Raw genomic sequence first — 22,242 nt, 5'->3', positions numbered from 1 at the left:
GCGGGCAGACCGCGGGACTGCGTGCTGCCGGTCAGCAGCCGCCGCAGTTGTAGAAGAGCACGTCCCAGTGGTTGCCCTCGTCGGCGTAGATGTTGCCCGCCCCCGACCTCCACTGCGGGGCGCCGTCACCGCGGACGCCGATGTAGGTGAACGTGCTCTTGATGTAGTTCCCGACGCATGTGTACTTGCTGAAGTCGAGCTTGTAGCCGTTCCAGTGCGAGTAGGTGCCGCCGGCGTGGCCGGTCTCCGTGCCGCCGGTGATGTTCAGTGCGCAGCCACTGGCGCTCTTGAGGGTCTGGGCGCCTTTCGCCGTGGCGAGGTTGAGCTGCTCGAAGGAGGTGCAGGTCGGGTTGTTGCGGTCCGAGCAGCCGCCGGAGGAGGACCAGGTGATGGCGGAGCTGCGGAACATGGAGGTCGCCGTGGCGTGGCTGATCCTGGTGGCCGCGTGGGCCTCGCCGGCCCCGCCGACGACGCCGACGCCGGGGGCGAGGAACGCGCCGAGGACGAGGGCGAAGGCGGTGAGGACGCAGCGGAGCGTGCTGCCTGCGGGGCGGTGGGGAGCCGCGTCGTGGGCGCGGGGGCCTGTGGGGGCCTTGGGGAACGTCAAGCTTTCCTCCGAGTGCGGATCGCGCGGACCGAAGTACGCGGGCGGGCGGGGTGCGAAGCGGTGGACGACGGCGGTCTACCCGCGTGGACTTCCGGGCGTACGCCAGACCCTGAGGATGTCGTCCGGCAGGTCACACGGCGGAGCGGAAGGCGGGGAGGTACCCGCCCGAGTGGCCCGCAGCCGTGGGGTGGTAGCTGTTGGATACGGGCACCGAGACACTGTGCAGCCAGGCTGCGCCCGAGCAGATCTCGTGGCCGGTGAATTCGTCCACGACGCTGGAGTAGGCGAAGCCGGCGTTGGCGGCCTGCTTCGCGAGCGTCCCGTTGAGGGCGTCGCTGCCCCGGTTGATCGCGGCTCGTTCGGTTTCGCTCAGGCCGGCGATGCAACCGCCGTTGAGCTGGTAGAAGCGGGGATAGCCGAGGACGACGACACGGGCTTGAGGGGCCCTGCTGCGGATGGCGCCGTAGAGGGAGGAGAGGTTGCCGGGCAGGGTGTTGGTGATCTGCGCGATGGCGTTGTCCACGGCGCTCACACAGGTCGCCTCGCTCTGCAGGACGCAGGTCTGCATGACGCTCGCGAAGCCCACGTCGTTGCCGCCGGCGGTGACGCTGACGAGCGTGGTGGAGCTGTTGAGCGGGCTCAGCTGACTGCTCCGGACCGTACCGGTCGTGGCTCCTGAGCAGGCGGTGAAGGAGAAGGAGGCGGGGGCGTTGGCCGCCGCCCACAAGGACGGGTAGGCCTTGCTGCTGCGCTGGCAGCTCCCGCTGTCCGACAGGTAGCTTCCGGCGCCCACCCCCGAGGAGTACGAGTCGCCGAGAGCGACGAAGCGCTCTCCCGCGGCCGGGGCGGCGGAAGCCTGTTGTGCCAGAGCGAGAGTCGCCGCGGTCGCCAGGGCGAGCAGAGCGGGCAGGACCCGTCTCCGATGTGTCGCGAACATGACAAGAAACTCCTTGACGTGTTGTGGGGAACAGGAGTTGTTGAAGCGTCACTCTTCTAGCAGTGGCGAAGGCTCCGCGGATAGACGCGCGCAACGGGTTGTTGATTTCCGCGCACCCCCTGGCGGCGACGCCGCACCCCCCGGCGGCGACGGCCGCACCCACCGGGGGAGGGGCGGGCGCTCCCGAACCGCCGGCGCCTGTATCCGGTCCAGTCGGACCGTTCCCGTCCGTTTCGGGGGCGTCGAAATGGTTTGAGCTCGGACGGCGGCACCGACAGGATCGGGGAAGACCGATGAGTTCTTCCCGGCGCCGCCGTCTGTCAGAGAGACCTGCCAGGTACGGAGGACACTCACATGACGGAAGGCATCATGCCCGCACCCCACGCAACACCCACCCTCCCACCCGCCCGCGTCACCGCCGTGCTGCGGATCCTCGTGCTGTCCACCTTCGTCGTCCTCCTCAACGAGACGATCATGGTCAACGCGATCCCGCGGCTCATGCGCGACTTCGACGTCACCGCAGCCGCCGCAGGCTGGCTGTCCACGGCCTTCATGCTCACCATGGCGGTCGTCATCCCGGTGACGGGGTGGTTCCTCCAGCGCGTGACGACCCGAACCGCCTTCGGCCTCGCGATGGCACTGTTCCTCGCCGGTACGGCTCTGGCCGCGGCCGCGCCGGCCTTCCCCGTACTGCTGGCCGCCCGCGTCATCCAGGCCGGCGGCACCGCCGTCATGGTGCCGCTGCTCATGACGACGCTGATGACCCTCGTGCCCCCGCACGACCGCGGCCGCGTCATGGGCAACATCACCCTCGTCATCTCCGTCGCACCCGCCCTCGGGCCCGCCGTCTCCGGCGTACTGCTGCAACTGGGGTCGTGGCGACTGCTGTTCCTGGCCGTGCTTCCCATCGCCGGAGCCATGGTCGTCTTCGGTCTGCGCAACCTGGTCAACATCGGCGAGCCGCAGGCCGTCCCCATCGACTGGATGTCCGTCCCCCTGGCGGCAGCGGGCTTCGGCGCCCTGGTGTACGGCCTGAGCGGACTCGGCGCCGAGAACGCCGCCCAGGCCCCCCTGCCCCCGGAGGCCGTCACCCTGGCCGGCGCCGTGCTCGTAGGGCTGTTCGTATGGCGGCAACTGGCGCTGCAGCGCTCCTCCGCCCCCCTGCTGGACCTGCGCGCACTGACGTTCCGTCACTTCGCGGTGGCGCTGGGCCTGATGTGCCTGTCGTTCATGGCCCTCATGGGTGCGTTCATCCTGCTGCCGATCTACCTGCAGGAGGTGTGCGGCCTGACCTCGCTGCAGACCGGGCTGCTCCTCATCCCCGGCGGCCTGACCATGGGCCTGCTCGGACCGCAGGTCGGCAAGCTCTACGACCGATTCGGCGCACCACGCCTGGTCGTTCCCGGAGCCGTCCTCACAGCGCTGTGTCTCGCGCTGTTCGCCCTCACGGGCGAACAGACCTCACCGTGGCTGGTGCTCACCCTCCACGTGGCCCTGAGCGCGGGCATGGCCTTCGTCTTCACCCCCGTCTTCACCTCCGGTCTGTCGGTACTGCCACCGCACCTCTACCCCCATGGCTCCGCCATCCTGGGCTCGCTCCAACAGGTCGCTGCCGCCGCCGGTACCGCCCTGGTCATCAGCATCATGTCGGGGCAGGCGGCCACGGCGGCAGCCGACGGCGCCGAACCCGCCGGCGCCCTCGCCACGGGCATCCAGTGGGGATTCGGCGTCGGCGCCGCGCTCGGTGTCCTGGCCGTGCTGGTCGCACTGCTGATCCGCACCCCACCCGTCCCGCACCAGCCTGCTGCGCCGCAGGCCCAGGACGAAGACGGCACCACGAAGGACACCACCGTCCACACCCCCTGACTCCCCGGTGATCGGCCCGGTGCCCGCCGCGACGAAGGACGGGCACGCGGGCCGCCTCCGGCGAACCAGCACCCCACGCGATTACCTGCCTGCTGCCGCGATGTAGTCCCTGACCTGCTGATAGACGGCCGCATCGGTCGGGAAGGCGGTGTGCTGCAGACACGACGTGCGGGTGTTCAACGCGCCGTCGAGGACGACGGATTCCTCGGGTGTGACGATGCCGTCGCAGGAGGAGCGCCAGGTGGCGTAGCGGGCGGTTCCGGGCGTCTCGTCGCCGGCGTTCAGCTCGTTGAGGAACGCAGATCCCGGACGCATCTCGGCGCACGAGGCTCCACCGCACCAGTAGGCGGCACCCGTGCCGTGGTTGGGACCCGCCAAGGACACCCATGCGTCGACCTTGGCGTCCCCAGCCAGGTTCTTGAGGTAGTAGCGGGAGGAGAGGCCGCCCATGGAGTGCGTGACGAGGTCGACCTGGGAGGCGCCGGTGGCAGCCAGCACGCGGTCGATCTCGCGGGCCAGCTCGGAGGCGGTCGTCGTATTGGACCGGCTGGTGGGATAGCTCCACCGGTGGAGGCGGTCGGCCGGCCAGCCGTCGGCGCGGAACCGGTCGGCCATGGTGGTCCAGGTCGACCCGTCACTGTTCCAGCCGTGTACGAAGACGACCGGATCGGGCACGGCCGCCACCTGGGCCGCCACCACCGGAGCAGCAGCGGCCGGAGGAAGGACGGCGAGGGAAGCGAGGGCGATCACGCGGAATGCACACCGGATGCTGTAAGTCACAGCCAGCGTTGTAGCGCCGTCGCGCTCCTTCGACCGCACTGCGCGCCGTCCATCACCCGACCGGCCCGCCCTGCATCACCCGAGGAACGTTTCCCCGCCCCGAGCGTTCACACGCAGGCCCCCATGCCCTCGGCGACGACGAGCCGCCCCGCCCGGGCCTGCCGCGGGCGAGCACGACGGCGGCCGCGACGGGCCCGGCATCGAGAGTCTGCGGGTTGCATGTGCCGTAGCGGCATGTGCTCCAGTAGGCGGCGAACGCACCATCGAGAGGTCCCCTCCCATGCCCCTTCCTGCGATTCCCCGCCGGGTCAAGATCGGCGACGCCGCCGCGTTCGCCGGGACCACACCCCGCGCCATCCGCCACTACCACGCCATCGGGCTCCTCGCCGAACCCGAACGCGGCAGCGACGACCGCCGCCGCTACGGATACGACGACATGATCCGCCTGCTGTGGATCCGCAAGATGGCCGACGCGGGCATCTCCCTGGACGACATCCACGCCGCCTTCAAGGACGGCACACAAATCGAGCAGTCCCTGGCCCGCCTGGAGGAGTCCCTCGCTTCCAAGGCGGCCGCCATCGAGACCCAGCGGGCCGCCGTGAACCGCCTCCGCGAGGTGGGCAGCCCCCTGGGCCTGCTCCCACCGCTGGTCACCGGCCGCCTGCGCGATCTACCGCCAGGAGCCCTGCGCTCCGCCGACCTCGACTCCCTCCTGGTCACGGAGCGCACTTTCGGCCCTCTGGGCGCCGCCATCCAGGCCAACCGGTTCATCGTCCTGGCCACCCACCCCGACCTGCGGGCCGAGGAGGACCGACTGGCCCGGGCCGAGGCGGCCCTGGACGACACCATGGCCCCCGACGACCCCCGCATCGAAGACCTGGCTGCCCAGCGATGCGCTCACGAAGCCGCCCTGGCAGCCACCGGCGAACGATCCGGCCTGGAAGAAGCCCTCGACGCCCTCCTCGACCGGGAGGACGAGCACGAGGGCGAGGAAGGAGACGAGGCGAGGATGAGCGCGAGGGAGGCCATCGGCAAGATGCCGTACGACTTCTCCCCGGCCCGCATCCGCTACGAGGAACGGGTCATCGAACTGCTTCACGCGGGCGAGCAGCACGCTGACACCGACCCGCGGATCTGCTGACCGGCGTCGGCCCCAGAGCCGGCCCGACACGAGCAGCCGCACTCCGCACCGACCCTGCCACGCAACCCGCGCACCCTGCTCGTCCTGACGAACCTCGACGTCGGCGACGTCGCTCAGGGAGAAGCGGGGGAGGAGGACGCCGGCGACGGCGTCCGGTCCGGTGCGCCGGCGGTGCCGGCCGCCTCAGTGCCCGTGGCCGCACCGGCGTGCGGCTCGGCCGCCTCCGCCGCCCGTGCCCCGGGCCGGAAGTGCCACAGCGCCAACACCCCCGCCACGCCCAGCAGCGCGGCCTGGACGTCGAGTGCGAACGGCAGCCCGAGCAGCCCGGCCAGGGCGCCGGCCAGCGCCATGCCCAGGGCCGTGAACCCGTCGAACACGCTCTGGAAACTGGCCAGGACCCGCCCGCGGGTGGCATCCGAGGTGTGCAGCTGCACGATGGCCATCCGGCCCGCGAACACCCCGATCCCCGGCGCACCCAGCACCGCGAACAGCGCCGCCTGGAACCAGATCGCAGTGGTCACGTACGCGCTGTTCCAGGTGAAGGCGGTCATGGCGGAGAACACCAGCAGCGCCCAGCCCAGCAGCCGGCCGGGATCGGTGCGACGGGCCAGCGTGCCGATCAACGCCCCGCCCGCGATACCGCCGATCGCCTGGACCCCGCGCAGCAGACCGGTTTCGCCCTCGCCGCCGCCCAGCCGTTCGGTCACGAAAACGACGAACAGCACGGCGAACAGGCCCTGCGCCAGGCCGATCAGCCCCACCGGCAGCACCATCAGCCGCAGCCCGCGCCGGTTCCTGATCTCCCGGAGCCCGGCCACCCACGCCTGCCACACCGGCTCCCGCACCGCAGCCGGCCGCGGCACCCCGAACGGGCGGGCCAGCAGCGCCACCGCCACCAAGAAGGAGGCCGCGTCGATGACCAGGACTCCCGGCAGCCCCAGCCCCGCCACCACGAACCCGCCGCAGGAGGCACCCAGCAGCCGCGCCAGGTTGCCGTTGAGGCTGGCCAGGCCGTTGGCGGCGGCGACATCCTCCGGAGCGACCACCGAAGGCAGCAGCGCGTACTTGGCGGGCTGGAAGACCGTGGCGAGCGCCGCCTGCGCGCAGGTGACCAGGTTGACCAGGTACAGCTGGCCGGGCCCGTCGACGGCGAGCAGCGGCAGCAGTACCAGCACCTGGAGCAGGCTCACGCCGATCATCAGCCGCCGCCGGTCCCAGCGGTCCGCGAGCACCCCGGCCACCGGCGACAGCAGCAGACCGGGCAGCAGCTCCAGGATGAAGTTGGTCGCGGTGGCCGTGACCGAACCGGTGAGCTGGTAGACGTACACCGGCATGGCGATCATGAAGATCCAGTCGCCGGTCTCCGAGACGAACCCGGCGGTCCACAGCCGCCGGAAATCCGGGTTCGCCAACGGCCCCTTCAACGGCCCCTTCTGCGGCCCCTTCGGCGGTCCCTCGGGGAGGCCTTCTGCTCGGGTCATTGCGGAGACCTCACCATCTGCGGTTGACGGGCAGGAGCGCACGATGATGCCGGACATACGTGGCCTGCTCAACTTCCCCGTTCAACCGCCGCATTACCGCGGTTGAACACCCCCAAAGGCCAAAGAAGCCGTCGACACAACGCAGTTGGGCCGCACGTGTGCGGAGCAGTTGAACGGCGCAGTTGAACGCGGTTGAGGATATTCGGATTCCACCCCTAATTTTCCGTCCATGCTCCCTACGGATATCGATCTGCTGCGAATTCTGGGACGGCCCACCCTGTCCGGCGACGGACGTCTGGCTGCCGTCAGCGTGACGGCGCCCGACGCGGCCGCCGATGCCAACGCGACCGAGCTGTGGGTGGCCGCGACCGACGGGTCCACGCCGGCCCGTCGGCTCACCCGGGGCCCCTCCGACAGCGCCCCGGCCTTCTCCCCGGACGGACGCTGGCTCGCCTTCCTGCGCCCGCTGCCCGCAGGTGGTCCTGCCCAGATCCACCTGCTCCCCATGGACGGCGGCGACCCGTTCCCCGTGACCGACCTGCCGCTCGGCGCCGGTCAGCCGGCGTGGAGCCCGGACGGCACCCGGCTCGCCTTCACCGCCCGGGTGCCCGAGCCGGGCCGGTACCTGCCCGGCGTACCGCCGGGCAAGGAGCGGCCGCGCCGGATCACCGCGCTGCGCTACATGGCCGACGGCCTCGGCTTCACCTTCGACCGGCCCCGCCACGTCTTCGTCACCGCCCCGTTCGCCACGGGCGCCTTCGCCGCCGCCCCGGCCGCCGCCCAGCTCACCTCGGGCCCCTTCGACCACGACGAGGTGGCCTGGAGCCCGGACGGCTCCCAGCTCACCTTCGTCTCCGGCCGCCACCCCGGGCACGCCGACGACCTGCGCCGTGACGTGTGGATATGCGCCCCGGACGGTACCGGCCAGCGCCCCCTCACACGGGGCGGCCTGGAAATGAGCTGCCCGCAGTTCTCCCCGGACGGCAGGAACGTCCACTTCGCCGCCGAGACCCTCACCCCCGACGGCCGCGCCCGGGGCGCCAGCAGCTACGGCCTGTGGTCGGTCCCCAGCGACGGCTCCGCCGACCCGGTCCGGCTCACCGACCCCGAGACCCACCACCTGAGCTTCTCCTCCCTGATGATCCGGACCGGCCGGGACGGGGTGTACTTCCCCAACGACTGGCACGGCGAGGTCCACCTGGTCCTCGTGCCCTACGACGGCGGCGAACCCCGCCCGGTCGTCACCGGCCTCCGCCAGGTCAACGGGTTCGCGGTGGCCGAGGCCCCGGACGGCACCACCACCGTGGCCGCCGTACTGTCCTCGGCCGAAAGCGCCGGCGACCTCACCCTGCTGCGCGACGGCACCGAACGCGAACTGACCTCCTTCGGCGCCGAACTGCGCGCCCGCGCACGGCTGCGACCGATCGAGGAGTTCACCGCGCACGCCGAGGACGGATACCCCCTCCAGGGCTGGCTGGTCCGCCCCGAGGGCCCCGGACCGCACCCGGTACTGCTCCAGATCAAGGGCGGCCCGTACACCCAGTGGGGCTACACCCTCAACGGGCCCGCCTCCTTCGAGGAGGCGCAGGTCTACGCCCGCGCCGGCTACGCGGTGGTCCTCGGCAACCCGCGCGGCACCTCCGGCTACGGGCAGGCGCACGGCCGCTGGGCCGCCGACGACCTGGCCCGTCGGACCGCCCCCGACCTGCTGGCCCTGCTCGACCACGCGCTGCGCGACACCTCCCTGGACGCCGACCGCGTCGGCGTCCAGGGCGGCTCGTTCGGCGGCTACATGTCGGCCTGGCTGGCCGCCCACCACGGCAAGCGGTTCCGGGCAGCGATGGGCGAGCGCGGCTGCTACGCCATCGACAGCCACTTCGGCTCGGCCGACGACGGGGTCAACAACTCCATCGCCCTGTACGGCGCCGACACCGCCCGGTGGGCGGAGCTCAGCCCGATCAGCTACGCCGACCGGATCGACATCCCGATGATGTTCATCCAGTCCGAGGAGGACCGGCACACCCCCATGGAGCAGGCACAGCGGATGTTCGTCGCGCTGAAGATGCGCGGGGTCCCCGTCGAGCTGCTGCTGTTCCCCGGCGAGGGGCACGACATGTCCCGCACCGGTCTGCCCAGCCACCGCATCGCCCGCTACGAGGCGATTCTCGACTGGTGGTCCCGCCAGATGCCCGAGGAGGACGACTGTGCCCCCGCACACTGACCAACCCGCCGAGTACATCCTCTCCACCTATCTCACCCCGCCCGGCGAACGGGCCGTCATCTCCCCGCGCCACGACCACAACCTCTCCCTGTGGCGGCGCACCGCCGACCGGGTCGAACTGGTCCGGCACTGGGAGCTGGAACGGATCAGCGGACAGAAGCACCACTCCTGGCCGCTCTACACGGCCGAGCGGTCCGAGGCCTTCCTCGCCCATCTGCTGGCCGGCGAGGGCCTCACCCCCGCCGACGTCACCGTCAGCTGGGGCACCCCCGGCCTGCCCGGCCACCAGCCGCTCCAGCTGCCCCGGGGAGCCGAGGGGCTGCCGCTGCACAGCCTGGGCCACCTGTTCAGCGGACTGATGACGGACACCCGGCTGTTCAAGGAGTCGGTGATCATCGGGCTCGCGGTGGACGCCGCCCCCGACCTGGTCCTGGAGCGGGAACTGCCCCCCGCCTACTACGCCGGATGCGTATCGGTCCGCGGCGACATCACCTTCGCCCCGATCGAGTCGCCCGCGCCGCTCTACCACGCCGCCGACCGGGTGCTGGGCAAGGAGCCGGGCACCCTGATGGCACTCGCCTCCGCCTGCGACACCGCAGTCGACCTCGACGCGGCCGCCGAACTCGGCGACCTCACCTTCTTCGGCGGGCACGTGCAGCCCTGGGCCGCCGCGTTCGGCCTGGTCCGGCGAGTCCTCGCCGAAGCGGAACGGCAGCTGGCCGGCACCGCCCCCGACGTGCGGTTCACCGCCGAGGAGAACCTGCACAGCGCCGTGATGAAGGTGGTCCAGGAGTGCTGCGAGCTGATCACGGCTCGCACCGTCGACACACTCGCCGCGCTGGGAGGCGTGCGCCCCGAGGACGCCTACCTCTCCGTCAGCGGCGGCTTCGCCCTCAACGTGCAGGCCAACACCCGGATGCTGGAGCGGTACCGGTTCCGGGGCCTGCTGACCCCGCCCTGCGCCAACGACTCCGGCGTAGCGCTGGGCCTGGGCCTGCTCGGGCTGTGGACGACCGGCGCCCTCGACACCGCCGACCTCACGATCGCCACCGCCTACCAGGGCAACGACCTGCGCGCCGACGAGATCGACGAGGCGCTCGCCGTGTTCGCCCCGTTCATCGAAGAGGTCGCGGACTTCACACCGGAGCGGTTCGCCGAGGACCTCACCGACTCGGTGGTGGTCTGGGCGGACGGCGCCGCCGAGATGGGACCCCGCGCCCTCGGCCACCGAAGCCTGCTCGGAGACCCCCGCTCGGGGAAGGTCAAGGACCTCCTCAACGAGTACAAGCAGCGTCAGTGGTGGCGTCCGGTCGCCCCCATCGTGCTCGCCGAGCACGCCGGCGACTGGTTCGAGCAGGACCGCCCCTCGCCCTACATGCTGGAGGCCGCCCGGGTCCGCCCCGAAGTCCGAGACCGGATACCGGCCGTCCTCCACCTCGACGGCACCGCCCGCCACCAGACCCTGGCCGCCGCCGACAACCCGCTGCTGCACCGGGCCATCGAGGCGTTCCGGGACGCCACCGGGGTTCCGATCGTGTGCAACACCTCCCTCAACGACAAGGGGGAGCCGATTGCCGACACCGCCGCACAAGCGCTCAACTTCGCCGTCCGCAAGGGCATCCGCACCGTCTACCTGGCCGGCCGCCGCGTGCTCCTCCACGAGTACGGCACCGCAGACGCCGCCCCGCCGACCGGCCCGCACCCCCGGGCCACCGCATTCTTCGCCGGACAGGAGGCCGACCGCGACGCGATCTGGCAGTCCTGGCTCGACCGCGGCCACACCGAAGCCGGCCTGCTGCTCCTCACCGGCACCCCGCAGCTCCTGGCCGACCCGGACACCTGGACCCCCAACCGGATCCGGCTGCTCGCCGAACGGGTCGCCTCCAAGGACCCGGCCTTCGCGCAGAGCCTCGAACAGTTCCGCCGCGACCACGGCCCGGGCACCGTCTTCGGCGACGCCCCCGCCCTGCGCCACTGACACCCGCCTTCCGGAGAAGATCCCGGACACCTGGAACGGACTACCAGCATGACGCACTACACCTTCGCCGACCTGGTCGGTGACGAGAAGGAATTCTTCGCCGAGTACTTCAACAAGAAGCCGCTGCTGCGCAAGGGCGCGCTGAAGGCCCCCCAGGACATCCTCTCGCTGCGTCGGCTCGACGAGCTGGTCCAGCTCGACATCATCCGTCCGCCCTACCTGAGGGCCAACCTCAAGGGCGCCGGCGTCCCCGACCAGGGGTTCACCCGGACCATCACCGTCCAGGGCACCGACCTCACCGACGCCATCGTCCCGGAGAAGGTCTACGAGCTGTTCCGGGCCGGCGCCACCATCGTGTGGAGCTCCCTGAACCACCTCGACACCTCGCTGCGCGACTTCACCCGCGTCATCAGCGACCGCTTCGGCGCCAAGACCGACTGCGTGGCCTTCCTGACCCCGGCCGGCAAGCAGGGCTTCTCCCCGCACCACGACCCCGTCGACCTGTTCATCGTGCAGACCGAGGGCACCAAGCGGTGGCGGCTGTGGAACCCGGCCGAGGTCCGCCGCGGTGAGGCGGCCTCGTACACCGCCGAGCAGCTCGGCGAGCCGGTCATCGACGTCCTGCTGGAGCCCGGCGACGTCCTCTACCTGCCGTACGACACCCCGCACGCGGCCGCCGCCGAGGAGCTGGCCTCGGTCCACCTCTCCATCATGATCCGCCCGCGGATGTGGAAGGACCTGCTGGGGCAGACCTTCGAGGAGCTCGTCCGGGACCCGGAGTTCAACGAGTTCCCGTTCATCGGCGCGGACCGCACGCTCGCCACCGAGACGCTGTTCACCGAGAAGCTGCGAGCCGTTGCCGAGCGCCTAGCCACCCTCGCCCCCGGACCGGAGCTGGACCGGCTGGCCGAGCTCGGCCGCCGGATGCCCGGCAACTCCGCCGGGAACACCTTCCGCACCACCGCCCGCCTCGACGCCCTGGAACCCGACACGCCGATGCGCCGCACCGCCGCCACCGTCGCATTCGACGCTCCCGACCGCGGACGGGTCCAACTCACCGTCAACGGGCACCGGATCGCCGTGCCCGAGCCGGTGGCCGCCAGCCTCGCGCGCCTCGCAGTGGGCGAACAGATGTCCGCCGCCAACGTGTTCCCCGGAGTCCCCGCCGAACGGGCCACCCGCACCGCGCAAGGGCTGGCCAGGATCGGCCTGCTGGAGGTAGCAGCCTGAACCGGACCCGCCCTCCGGATGAGAGGATCCGGCGATGACCATCGAACGACCTTCTCCGCCCACCATCGCCGACGAGCGCGAAATGCTCCGCGCCCACCTGGAATTCCACCGGCAGACCCTCGAACTGAAATGCGCCGGCCTGTCCGACGACCAGCTCCGCACCCGCTCCATGCCACCCTCCACCCTCACCCTCCTGGGCCTGGTCCGGCACATGGCCGAAGTGGAACGGTCCTGGTTCCGCAGGGTGGTCGACGGGCAGGACATTCCGCTGGTGTGGTCCGAAGACTTCGACTTCCAGACGGCCTACGAGGCCGACGACGCGAACGTGCCCGCCGCATTCGCCGCCTGGCAGGCCGAGGTCGAACACGCCCGGCGCATCGAGAAGGAGGCCGGCTCCCTGGAACTCGTCGTCCACGAGCGTCGCCGCGGCCTCGACGTCTCGCTCCGCTGGGTGATGCTCCACATGATCCACGAATACGCCCGGCACAACGGACACGCCGATTTCCTCCGCGAGGGAATCGACGGCACCACCGGAGTCTGAATCACCGGCACCTGCCAAACCCCTTTCACGCCGTGCCTCACTGCCCTTCCCGGCAGCGAGGCACGGCTTTTTCGTGTTTCCGCCCAGCTCTCTTCCGAACCTTCTTCCGGGATTTCCGTTCAAGTGCGCACACGGCATCGGTTGAACAGGTTGAACACCATCGGCATTCGTTGACCGCGACCCCGCCCGTGGGACAACATTTCATCAACGCCGGGAACAACCCGGCCACAGAAAAAGGGAGTTGATTGTCATGGAGAACACCTACGACGACATCGAGTTCATCGAGACCTCCGCCGAGCTGCTGGCCACCGCGTACCACGTGAACATCCAGTAATAGCCGGTCGCGGCACAAGGGGCGGCTCCGGCCGCCCCTTTGGCCGCACGGCCGCAGGCACGCAGGGACGCGGACAGGAGACGGGATCGTGACGGACTGGACCTTCGAGGAACTGGTCGGAGACACCGACGAGTTCTTCTCACGGCACTTCGGCGAGCGCCCGCTGCTGCGCCGCGGGGCGCTGGACGCCGCCCGCGCCCGGGAGCTGGTGTCGGTCGGCCGGCTCGACGACCTCATCGCCATGGAGACCGTGCACCCCGCCTACATCCGCGTGGCCCGCGGCGGCCAGGGCATCCCCGGCAAGGCCTACACCAGGGTGGCCACCGAGCACGGCGCGGCACTCACCGAGGCCGTCGTGCCCGAGCAGGTCTACGAGTTGTTCCGCTCCGGCGGCACCATCACCTGGAACTACCTCCACCACTTCCTGCCCTCCGCCCGCCGCCTGGTCCAGGCGTTCACCCAGGCCTTCGCCGCCCCGGCCGAGGCGGTCGCCTTCCTCACCCCCGCCGGCCACGACGGCTACGCCCCCCACCACGACCCGCTGGACGTGTTCGTCGTGCAGACGGAGGGCACCAAGCGCTGGCGGATCTGGGAGCCGGCCGGCGAACGCCGCAGCGACCCCGCCACCTACCCCGACGGCACCCTCGGCGAGCCCGCCCTGGAAACCACCCTGCACCCCGGCGACGTGCTCTACCTGCCGTACGGCACCCCGCACGCCGCCGCCGCGGGGGACCTGGTCTCCCTGCACGTATCGGTCACCGTCACCCCCCGCCGCTGGCGCGACCTCCTGCGCGAGACGGTGGACGCACTGACCGCCGGCGAGGAGTTCGCCACCGTCCCCCACCTCGGCGGCACGGGCACCGACGGCGGCCCGGCCGCCACCGCGCTCGCCGCCAAGCTTGCCCTGCTCGCCGAACGGCTGGCCCAGGTGGCCCCCGCCGCAGAAGCGGCCCGCCTCACCACAGCAGGCCAGGAGCGGGCCGGCGCCTTCCCGCCCCGTGAGTTCGAACGGCTGGCCTCCCTGTGCGGTCTCACCCCGCACGACCCGCTGCAGCGCAGCAGGATCCCGGTGGCGATCGGCCCGAGCGAGGGCGGCCGAACGCAGCTGACCGTCAACGGCCACACCCTTGCCGTCCCCGACGCGGTGGCCGCCACCCTGCGCCTGCTGGAGGCGGGCGGCTCGGTCCGGGCCGGGGAACTGCTCCAGGGCGCCCCCGCCCCCCGCTCCGTACGCGCCGCCGAGTCCCTGACCCGGCTCGGCCTGCTGGAACCGGCCCCCGTCGCAGCGGGAAGCGTGAACCGATGACCACCGCCCCCACCGCCGTCCCGGCCCCCGCCCGCCCGCCCGCCGACATCCTCGACCCCGCTGCCGAGACCCACGGCACCGAGCCCGAACTGCTCGACCCCTCGGTCCGCCCGCAGGACGACTTCCACCAGTACGCATCGGGCCGCTGGGCCGAAGCGTTCGTCCTGCCCGAGCACCGGGCCGAGGCCACCATGCTGTCCCTCCTCGCCGAACAGGTGCAGGAGGAGGTCGCCGCCCTGGTACGGACCCCCGGCACCGACCCCGACGGGCGCCGCATCACCGACCTGTACACGAGCTTCATGGACGAACCGCGGATCGAGGAGCTCGGCATCGGCGCCCTCGCCGGCGACCTCGCCGCGATCCGCACCGCGCCCGACCGACGGGCACTCGCCCGGGTGCTGGGACGGCTGCAGGCGCAGGGCGTGACCGGCGCCGCCGCCCCCGCCGTCACCATCGACGCACGCCAGTACGTACTCGACCTCACCCCGTCCGGCCTCGGCCTGCCCTCCGCCTCGCTGTACCGCGAGGCGCGCAGCGGGCGCCTGCGCGAGCGGTACGCCGTCCACGTGGCGGCGATGCTCTCCCTCGCCGGGCTGCCCGACGCCGAATCGGCCGCGGCCCGCGTCCTGCGGGCGGAAACCCTGCTGTCCGGCGGGCACGTCCCGCCGGACAGCACGGGTGCCGGTGCCCCCGACGCCCCCCCGGTGCCCGGCACCGCCGCCGAGCTGGCCGACCGGGACCGCGGGTTCCCCTGGACGCAGTGGCTGCAGGAACTCGGCCCGGTACCCGGCGCCGCCCGCGTGCGAATCCGGCCCGCCGGCTTCCTGGACGCCCTCGACCACTGGTGGGCCACCACCGAGCTGGACTCCCTGCGGCTCTGGCTGGCCTGGCGCTACCTCCACGACATGGCCCCGTTCGGGCCACGCCGGATGTTCGGCGAGCACTTCAGCTTCTACTGGCGGGACCTGACCGGCGTCCGCCGGCCCTGGCCGCGCCGGCTGCGGGCCACCGCCTTCGTCCAGACCGCCGCAGGCGACCTGGTCGGCGCCCGCTACCTGCGCACCCACCTGGACCCGCACACCCTCCACGCCGCCACCGCCCTGGTGGACCGGCTGGCCACCGCCTTCCGCGACCGGCTGGCCGCGGCCGACTGGCCAAGCCCCGCAGGCCGGGCGGCCAACCTGGCACTGCTGGCCGGCATGCGCTTCGACCTCGGCGGCCCCGCCACCCACCACCCGGACCACCCCCGTCCCGGCCGCCCGCCCGAGCCCGGCCCCCTGGTCACCGACCCCGCCGACCTGATCGGCAACGTCAAACGCGGCCGGGCCCGACTGTTCGCCCACCAGCTCAGCCGGCTCGCCGGCCCGCCCGACCCGGCCGAATGGCGCGTCCTGCCACAGGCCGTCACCGCCTACTACCGGCACGGACTCAACCAGGTCGTGGTCCCGGCCGGACTCCTGCGGCCCCCGGTGTTCACCGCCGGGGCGGACCCGGCCCGCGACCACGCGGTGCTCGGCGCGATCGTCTGCCACGAAATGGCACACGCCTTCGTCCGCGCCTGGCGCACCGGCGCCGACCGCGCCGAATTCGACCGCCGTACCGCCCCGCTCACGGCCCAGTACGACCGCTACACGCCCGAAGGACCCGGCGGCCGCCGGGTCAGCGGCGCCCGCACACTGGCCGAGAACATCGCCGACATCGCCGGACTGACCGTGGCACAGGCCGCGTTCGACGAACACCTGGCCTCCCGCGCGGTGACCGGAGCCGCCCGCCGCCGCGAACTGCGCCGGTTCTTCGTGCTGTGGGCGTCGATGTGGCGCGCCAAGCGCACCCCGGAGCGGATGCGCGAGCGCCTGGAGAACGACACCCACGCACCACCCCGATTCCGCTGCAACGGCGTCCTCGGCCACATCCCCGCCTTCTACGAAGCGTTCGGGGTCGGCGAGGGCGACCGCATGTACATCCGGCCGGCCAACCGGTTCACGCTGATGGCGCCGAGGAGCGAGTGAGATGAGCGACCAGGTACTGGAGCGGGGCGAACAGCGCACCCTGGACATCGACCCCGACCGTCTGCTGCGGCGCGTCGCCGAGCTGGCACGCATCGGCGCGGACCCGATGACGGGAGGCATCACCCGGGAGGGCTTCAGCGCCGCCGACCGCCAGGGGCGCACCTACCTGATGGACCAGGCCCGGACGGCCGGACTGGCCCCCTCGGTCGACGCCGCCGGGAACATCGTGGTACGCGCCTGCCCCGGCTCCGTCGGCGGCGAGGCCGGCGAACGGCAGGTGCTCATGATGGGCTCACACCTGGACACCGTGGTCAACGGCGGACGGCTGGACGGCGCATACGGGGTGCTCGCCGCCCTGGAAGTGGTGCAGACCCTCGCCGATTCGGGACTGGACACCGCCTGCGAGCCGGTCGCGGTGGCCTTCGCCAACGAGGAGGGAGCCCTGTTCCCCCAACCGTTCTGGGGATCCATGGCCGTCGCAGGACGGCTCGACGCGCTGCCCCAGGAACCCGCCGACCACCACAACAGGCCGCTGCGCGAAGCGCTGCGCCGGGCCGGCGGAGACCTGGACGCGCTGGGCAGTGCCTGCTGGCCGGCCGGTTCCATCGCCGCCTACCTGGAACTCCACGTGGAGCAGGGACCGGTACTGGAACGCAGCGGCAACCGCATCGGCGTGGTGGAAGCCATCACCGGCCGGACCGTACTCACCCTGGAGGTACGCGGCAGCGCCGGGCACTCGGGAACCAGCCCCATGGCGGGCCGGCGCGACGCGATGGCCGCCGCGGCCCGGGTCGTCCTGGCGACGGAGAACCTGGCAACGGAGCGCCGACTGTGCCGGGTGGCCACCGTCGGCCGCCTCGACCCCCACCCCAACACGCCGAACACCATCGCCGGCGCCGTCCGCCTGACGGTGGACCTCCGCGACACCGACGTATGGCGGATGACCGGCGCCGAACAGGTCCTGCGCCGGATGCTCCGCTCCATCGAGCTGTCCACCGGCACCGAGATCGAAGTGGTGGCCGAGACCCGCTCGGACCCGGTCTCCGCAGACCTGCGCCTGCGCACGGCGATCGAACAGAGCGCGGACGCCCTGGACCTGACCCACGAGGTCCTGCCCAGCGGCGCGGGCCACGACGCGCAAGTGGTGGCCGACCTCGCCCCGATCGCAATGATCTTCGTCCCGAGCCTCGGCGGAATCAGCCACGTACCCGAGGAGGACAGCCGACCGGAGGACCTGGTGGCCGGAGCCCGGGTGCTGCTGCGCACCGCCCTGCGGGTGGCCGACGGGACCGTGCTGTGAACCGGCCGGGAGACGGTCCGGTCGAACGTACGAGGACAACCGGGGAGCAAGAGCCCATGCAGACGCCCGTCACCACGAGCGAACGGATCGCGGTGTTCTGCGGCGCCCGCCCCGGAGCCAGCGAGGACCACGTCGCCTTCGCCCGCGCCTTCGGCTACGAACTCGCCCGCCGCGGCCGGGACCTGGTCTACGGCGCCGGGGGAGTGGGCGTGATGGGAGCCGTCGCGGACGGGGTGCTGGCCGGCGGCGGCACCGTCACCGGAGTGCTCCCCCGCAGCCTCTACGAGCGGGAGCGCGCGGACCGGGCCCGCGGCGAGACGTTCGTGGTGCGCTCGATGCACCAGCGCAAGGCGCTCATGTACCGGCTCTCCACCGGCTTCGCCGTGCTGCCCGGAGGGATCGGCACCATGGACGAGCTGATGGAGGTGGCCACCTGGAACCAGCTCTCCCTGATGGAGAAGCCCGTCGTGGTCGTCAACCACCGCGGCTTCTACACCCCGATGCTCGCCATGCTCGACCACCTGGTGACCGAGGGCTTCCTCACCGCACAGGAGCGCCGTGTCGTCCGCAGCGCCGAGACCGCCGACGAAGCCCTGGACCTGCTGGCCGCACCGGGGGCGGCCGTTCTGGCCCCGGTGTGAAAACAGGCCATGGGCCGACCCTGCGGGCCACCCGGTCAGTCGGGGGCGGTGGGCAGATAGCCGCGCTGCACCGCGTGCACGCCGGCCTGGAAACGGCTCGCAGCGTCGAGGGCGTCCATCAAGCCGGAAGCGATCCGGCGCGCGGTGCGCGGCGAGACACCGAGCCGGGTGCCGATGGCCTCGTCGGTGTAGCCCTGCGCCAGCAGCCGCAGGGCCTCGGCCTGCTGCCGGTTGAGGGCGCCGGGCACCGGGCGGCTGCACGCGTCCAACGGTTCGGCCGACTGCCACACGCTCTCGAACAGCACGTGCAGCGTGGCCACCATCCCCTGCGAGGTCAGCTCCACCGCCCCGGCCGCCGTGTTGCCCGTGTCGGCCGCTATCACCGCCGCCCGACGGTCGTAAATGATCACCCGGTTCGGCAGCGAGGGCACCGTACGCACCTGGCAACCCTGCTCGGAGAGCCAGTGGGCATACTCCATGGTGTCCGGGCAGCTGCGAATGGAATCCAGGTAGACCGTACGCATCTGCACCCCCCGTTCCAGCAACTGCTGGTTCAACGGGCGCGAGGCATTCATGTTGGTCAAGGTCTGCGGACCGCCCGGGGCAAAGGTGAGCAACTCCTCGGTCACCTTGCTGCGCAACACGGCCAGGTGGTCGCGTATGGAATCGATCCCGTCGAAATAGCGCACCCCGGCCGTACCGTCGCTCCGCCCGTCGTACTCGAGGATCAGCTGCGCGGCAGCGGCCCGGCTCTCCTCCAGCCGCTGCTGATGGTGGGCGAGTTCGGCCTGCTGGCGGGCGAGCAGAATTTCCATGCCGACGTGCGGACTGACCGCATGCATCCGCCCCGAATCCTCCGTCGACGGGCGCACCAGGGCCATCGCGCTGAGCCGGTCGAGAGCATCGCGGACCTCCTCCTCGGACAGTCCGAGCCGGGCGCACAGATCGGGTACGTCCCGCGGCCCGTCCAGGATTCCGCGGTAGACCGATTCGGCCGCCGTGTCGAGTCCGAGCAGGTCAAGCATCGAGCACCACTCCAGATCGGGAGATGAGATGCGTGATTCCGCCAAACATACGGGCCACCCGGCCACTGATCAATACAGCCTTGGCACATGCGTCCGGAATACAACCTCCCTACGTCAATATTCGGAAGCGAAGGGTTTGCGGCGCTCGATGTACCTCGTCCACGTCCACTTGTGGGCCTCGTCCGCCTCCGGCCGACTCCCGCACACCACCGCGGCGGACATCACCGGCCACGCCGAGGAATACGAGGGCCTGCTGCACGTCAGCGTGCACCCCGACCCCGAGGACCGCCCGGTCGTCGGGGTCTATCTGCGGGCTGCGTCGCTGGCGGAAGCGGAGGCGGCAGCCGTACGCGTGTGGCAGCTGGCGCAGACGGCCCTGCCGTCGCTGGCCGGCTGGACCCTGCTCCGGGCCGAGGTACCGCTGCTGCCGCAGGCCCTGCCCAACCCGCCGCCACAACCGCCCACTTGATTACCGCTTCACCCCAGGCCCACCCGTCCTCGGGCGGAGCTGGACTGAGTATGCCAAGGCCGCTTTGCCCGTCCCGGACCCCCTTTCCACAGATCAGGGCACTCAGCAGACTCAGGGGCGACACCAAACCCGTCCGGTGGAAGGGCAGGAACACCATGTCGCCGAAGATCTCCCCCAGCATGCTCCGCGCAGCCGTCATGGCGGGGGCCCTGGCCCTCGCCACCCTCACGGCGGGCGCCGCCCACGCCGACACCGCAACCGCGACGACACCCCCGTCACCCGCTGCGAGCACCACCCCGGAACAGCGTCCGAGCGGCGACGACCTCGGCTGGCAGTGACCACCGTGGCCCCCCGCCCCGCCGAAACAGCAGACCGGCTGATCGGGCTCCGGGACCGCGGAATCCTCGACCTCCCCGTCGAACGGGTCCCCCTGGACGAGATCTCCGTCGGCTTCTCACCCCGCGTGGACGGCGAGGACGCCGACTGGGTACGGACCCTCGCCGAGACGGAGAGCGACCTCCCGCCCATCCTCGTCCACCGCCCCACCATGACCGTCGTCGACGGCATCCACCGGCTGCGCGCCGCCGCCGCCCAGGGCCGCACCGACATCCGGGTCCGGTTCTTCGACGGGCCCCCCTCCGAGGCCCAACTGCTGGCCGTGGCCACCAACACAGCCCACGGCCGCCCCCTCACCCCGGCCGACCGGGCCGCCGCAGCCTCCCGCATCTTCACCGTCCACCCCCTGTGGTCCGACCGCGCGGTGGCCGCGCTCACCGGACTCTCCGCCCGCCGGGTGGGCAGGCTGCGCAAGGACACCGGCGCTGCCGACACCGCCGTCCGCCGGATCGGCCGCGACGGGCGCGTCCGACCGGTGAACTCCTGCGCGGGCCGGGAACGAGCCGGCGAACTGCTCCGCGCCAACCCCGGCGCCTCCCTGCGGCAGATCGCCGCCCAGGCCGGGCTGGCACCGGCGACCGTCGCCGACGTACGCGACCGCCTGCGCCGCGGACAACACCCCGTCCCCGGCCGCAGCCCCGGCCCCGAAGCGCACGACCCCCAACCGCAAGGCCATCCCGCCGAGCCCCGCACCGACCCCACCGCTTCCACCCCGCGCCCGGCCGAGACAACCGCACCGGTGGACCTCGCACCGGTCCAGCTCGCCCTGCGCCGCCCGGCCCTCCCCGCCGCCCCGTCCCCCGACCGGCTGCTGCGCATCTTCGACGCCCTGCGCCGCGACCCCTCCCTGCGGCTCAGCGAATCCGGCCGCAACGTACTGCGGCTCCTCAGCGCCTGCACCGTGATGACCCAGGACCGCCAACAGATCGCCGCCACCCTGCCCGCCCACTGCAAACAGCCGATGGCCCAGCTCGCCCAGGGCTACGCCCGGCTGTGGAACCAGCTCGCCGACGAACTGGCCGCCGGGGAAGACCCGGCCGCACTCAGCGCCTGACACACCGGCAGGCGCGACCCACCGACAGGAAGGGAGGGGCCGGCCGTGTCGCCCCACACCCCCAGGCCCATCTCCGGAATCATGGACGCGGTCGTCACCACGACCCGCGACGCGGACGGCGCCCTCGCCTTCCACCTGCTGGTCGGCCCCTCCGACCGACCGCACGAATGCGACCGCGTCGAGGTCACCCTCGACCCCGAACACGCCCGCCTCCTGCTCGGCGACACCGCCCCCCTCCTACGAACCCCCACCGGCCGGGTCCCCTGCCGAGTCGGTGTCGAGTTCAACGGCCCCACCCCCCTGCACTGACCGGTCCGCCCCGAGCACCGCCCCAGCCCGAGCACCACCCGCCGCCTTCGAAGCGCACGTCAGCAGCCCGGCACCCGCCGGACGGAAATGAACCAGTGGCAGCATGGCCGCATGAACAGCGACGTCAACAATCCGCACGACGGACTGCAATCGCTGGTGGGCATGGAGGTGAGTGCCGTGTCTTTCGTGCGCGACTATGTCGAGCTGCACTTCGACGGGCCGGTCCTACGAGCCTTGAGCAACCCCACAGGGGTGTACGGAGGGCGGGAGTGGCGCTTCCCTGCACCGGGGTCCCTCGACCTCATGCACCGCTACATCGGTAAGACCGTCGACGGTTGTCAGGAGGACAGCGGACGAGCCCTCGCTCTCCACTTCGGCGATCACCTCTTCGTCATCCCGCTGGACGACGGATCGAGCCTGGGGCCCGAGTCCGCCCACCTGGTCGGCGTCGACAGGGACGGAGGGACCTCCCCGCTCGGCGGGATGCGGATCTGGTGAGCAACGGGCATGGGCCCGAGAGATCGCAGCGTGCCTGGTCCCCACAGCCAGCAATCTGCACGCCATTCGTACGCCAAGCGTACGCGAAGCGTACGGCTCCCGGGCTAGAGTGTCGCGCA

20 protein-coding genes are annotated in these 22,242 nt (G+C 71.8%); 15 read left to right on the top strand and 5 right to left on the bottom strand.

The features are described 5' to 3' along the window. Window positions 1-31: 31 nt before the first annotated feature. Window positions 32-607 (bottom strand): hypothetical protein, encoded by a 576-nt coding sequence (locus tag IF89_RS0124975; protein WP_234327861.1) that lies wholly within the window; start codon window positions 605-607, stop codon window positions 32-34. Between the two features lie 130 nt (window positions 608-737). Next, window positions 738-1,544 (bottom strand): SGNH/GDSL hydrolase family protein, encoded by an 807-nt coding sequence (locus tag IF89_RS0124970; RefSeq protein WP_051807568.1) that lies wholly within the window; start codon window positions 1,542-1,544, stop codon window positions 738-740. A 354-nt stretch (window positions 1,545-1,898) separates the two neighbouring features. Between IF89_RS0124970 and IF89_RS0124965 the strand changes: the two genes are divergently transcribed. Next, window positions 1,899-3,410, top strand: coding sequence for a DHA2 family efflux MFS transporter permease subunit (locus IF89_RS0124965; protein ID WP_234327860.1), 1,512 nt, complete (start codon window positions 1,899-1,901; stop codon window positions 3,408-3,410). Window positions 3,411-3,491: 81 nt separating this feature from the next. Here the strand turns inward: IF89_RS0124965 and IF89_RS0124960 are convergent, their stop codons facing one another. Then, the gene (locus IF89_RS0124960) at window positions 3,492-4,190 is read right to left on the bottom strand and encodes an esterase/lipase family protein (RefSeq protein WP_043194370.1); all 699 of its coding nucleotides are present in this window, start codon (window positions 4,188-4,190) and stop codon (window positions 3,492-3,494) included. Window positions 4,191-4,470: 280 nt separating this feature from the next. Here IF89_RS0124960 and IF89_RS0124955 point away from each other — a divergent pair, with 280 nt between their 5' ends. Then, entirely contained in the window at window positions 4,471-5,331 is an 861-nt protein-coding gene (locus IF89_RS0124955; protein ID WP_030772293.1) for a MerR family transcriptional regulator, read from the top strand. A gap of 113 nt (window positions 5,332-5,444) precedes the next feature. Here IF89_RS0124955 and IF89_RS0124950 read toward each other — a convergent pair whose 3' ends face one another. Then, entirely contained in the window at window positions 5,445-6,812 is a 1,368-nt protein-coding gene (locus tag IF89_RS0124950; RefSeq protein ID WP_158717920.1) for an MFS transporter, read from the bottom strand. 229 nt (window positions 6,813-7,041) lie between these two features. On the opposite strand from IF89_RS0124950, the gene IF89_RS0124945 reads away from it, so the two are divergent. The 8 genes from IF89_RS0124945 (at window position 7,042) to IF89_RS0124905 (ending at window position 18,372) form a co-directional block, all read left to right on the top strand. Then, entirely contained in the window at window positions 7,042-9,033 is a 1,992-nt protein-coding gene (locus IF89_RS0124945) for a S9 family peptidase (RefSeq protein ID WP_030772287.1), read from the top strand. After that, a complete protein-coding gene (locus IF89_RS40975; RefSeq protein ID WP_051807564.1) occupies window positions 9,017-11,011 on the top strand; it encodes a carbamoyltransferase C-terminal domain-containing protein in 1,995 nt (664 codons plus the stop codon). Before IF89_RS0124945 ends, IF89_RS40975 begins: the two co-directional genes overlap by 17 nt. Before the next feature lie 48 nt (window positions 11,012-11,059). Then, window positions 11,060-12,241 (top strand): cupin domain-containing protein, encoded by a 1,182-nt coding sequence (locus tag IF89_RS38260; RefSeq protein WP_043194369.1) that lies wholly within the window; start codon window positions 11,060-11,062, stop codon window positions 12,239-12,241. 34 nt (window positions 12,242-12,275) lie between these two features. After that, a complete protein-coding gene (locus tag IF89_RS0124930) occupies window positions 12,276-12,782 on the top strand; it encodes a DinB family protein (protein ID WP_030772281.1) in 507 nt (168 codons plus the stop codon). Window positions 12,783-13,204: 422 nt separating this feature from the next. Beyond that, the gene (locus IF89_RS0124920; protein ID WP_030772278.1) at window positions 13,205-14,422 is read left to right on the top strand and encodes a JmjC domain-containing protein; all 1,218 of its coding nucleotides are present in this window, start codon (window positions 13,205-13,207) and stop codon (window positions 14,420-14,422) included. After that, the gene (locus IF89_RS0124915; protein ID WP_030772274.1) at window positions 14,419-16,431 is read left to right on the top strand and encodes a M13-type metalloendopeptidase; all 2,013 of its coding nucleotides are present in this window, start codon (window positions 14,419-14,421) and stop codon (window positions 16,429-16,431) included. Before IF89_RS0124920 ends, IF89_RS0124915 begins: the two co-directional genes overlap by 4 nt. Window position 16,432: 1 nt before the next feature. Then, complete coding sequence (locus IF89_RS0124910) at window positions 16,433-17,731, top strand: Zn-dependent hydrolase (protein WP_051807563.1); 1,299 nt, start codon at window positions 16,433-16,435, stop codon at window positions 17,729-17,731. A 56-nt stretch (window positions 17,732-17,787) separates the two neighbouring features. Next, a complete protein-coding gene (locus tag IF89_RS0124905; RefSeq protein WP_043194368.1) occupies window positions 17,788-18,372 on the top strand; it encodes a TIGR00730 family Rossman fold protein in 585 nt (194 codons plus the stop codon). A gap of 35 nt (window positions 18,373-18,407) precedes the next feature. On the opposite strand, the gene IF89_RS0124900 is transcribed toward IF89_RS0124905, so the two are convergent. After that, window positions 18,408-19,397 (bottom strand): helix-turn-helix domain-containing protein, encoded by a 990-nt coding sequence (locus tag IF89_RS0124900; RefSeq protein WP_030772265.1) that lies wholly within the window; start codon window positions 19,395-19,397, stop codon window positions 18,408-18,410. Window positions 19,398-19,545: 148 nt separating this feature from the next. Here IF89_RS0124900 and IF89_RS46115 point away from each other — a divergent pair, with 148 nt between their 5' ends. The 5 genes from IF89_RS46115 (at window position 19,546) to IF89_RS40960 (ending at window position 22,123) form a co-directional block, all read left to right on the top strand. Next, window positions 19,546-19,866, top strand: a complete 321-nt coding sequence (locus IF89_RS46115) for a hypothetical protein (RefSeq protein ID WP_051807560.1) — start codon at window positions 19,546-19,548, stop codon at window positions 19,864-19,866. A gap of 155 nt (window positions 19,867-20,021) precedes the next feature. Then, the gene (locus IF89_RS46110) at window positions 20,022-20,204 is read left to right on the top strand and encodes a hypothetical protein (RefSeq protein ID WP_030772261.1); all 183 of its coding nucleotides are present in this window, start codon (window positions 20,022-20,024) and stop codon (window positions 20,202-20,204) included. A gap of 5 nt (window positions 20,205-20,209) precedes the next feature. Next, window positions 20,210-21,316 carry a ParB/RepB/Spo0J family partition protein gene (locus IF89_RS46105; protein ID WP_158717919.1) on the top strand — a complete coding sequence of 369 codons (1,107 nt, stop codon included), beginning with the start codon at window positions 20,210-20,212 and terminating at the stop codon, window positions 21,314-21,316. Between the two features lie 45 nt (window positions 21,317-21,361). Further along, window positions 21,362-21,625 carry a hypothetical protein gene (locus IF89_RS0124880; protein ID WP_158717918.1) on the top strand — a complete coding sequence of 88 codons (264 nt, stop codon included), beginning with the start codon at window positions 21,362-21,364 and terminating at the stop codon, window positions 21,623-21,625. 111 nt (window positions 21,626-21,736) lie between these two features. Then, on the top strand, window positions 21,737-22,123 hold the full coding sequence (locus IF89_RS40960; RefSeq protein ID WP_158717917.1) for a hypothetical protein: 387 nt from the start codon (window positions 21,737-21,739) through the stop codon (window positions 22,121-22,123). Window positions 22,124-22,242 lie beyond the last annotated feature (119 nt).

This window comes from Streptomyces sp. NRRL F-2664, assembly GCF_000719345.1.
GTDB lineage: Bacteria > Actinomycetota > Actinomycetes > Streptomycetales > Streptomycetaceae > Streptomyces.
The sequence above is the reverse complement of the archived record's forward strand: the minus strand, read 5'-3'. Positions and strand labels throughout refer to the sequence as shown.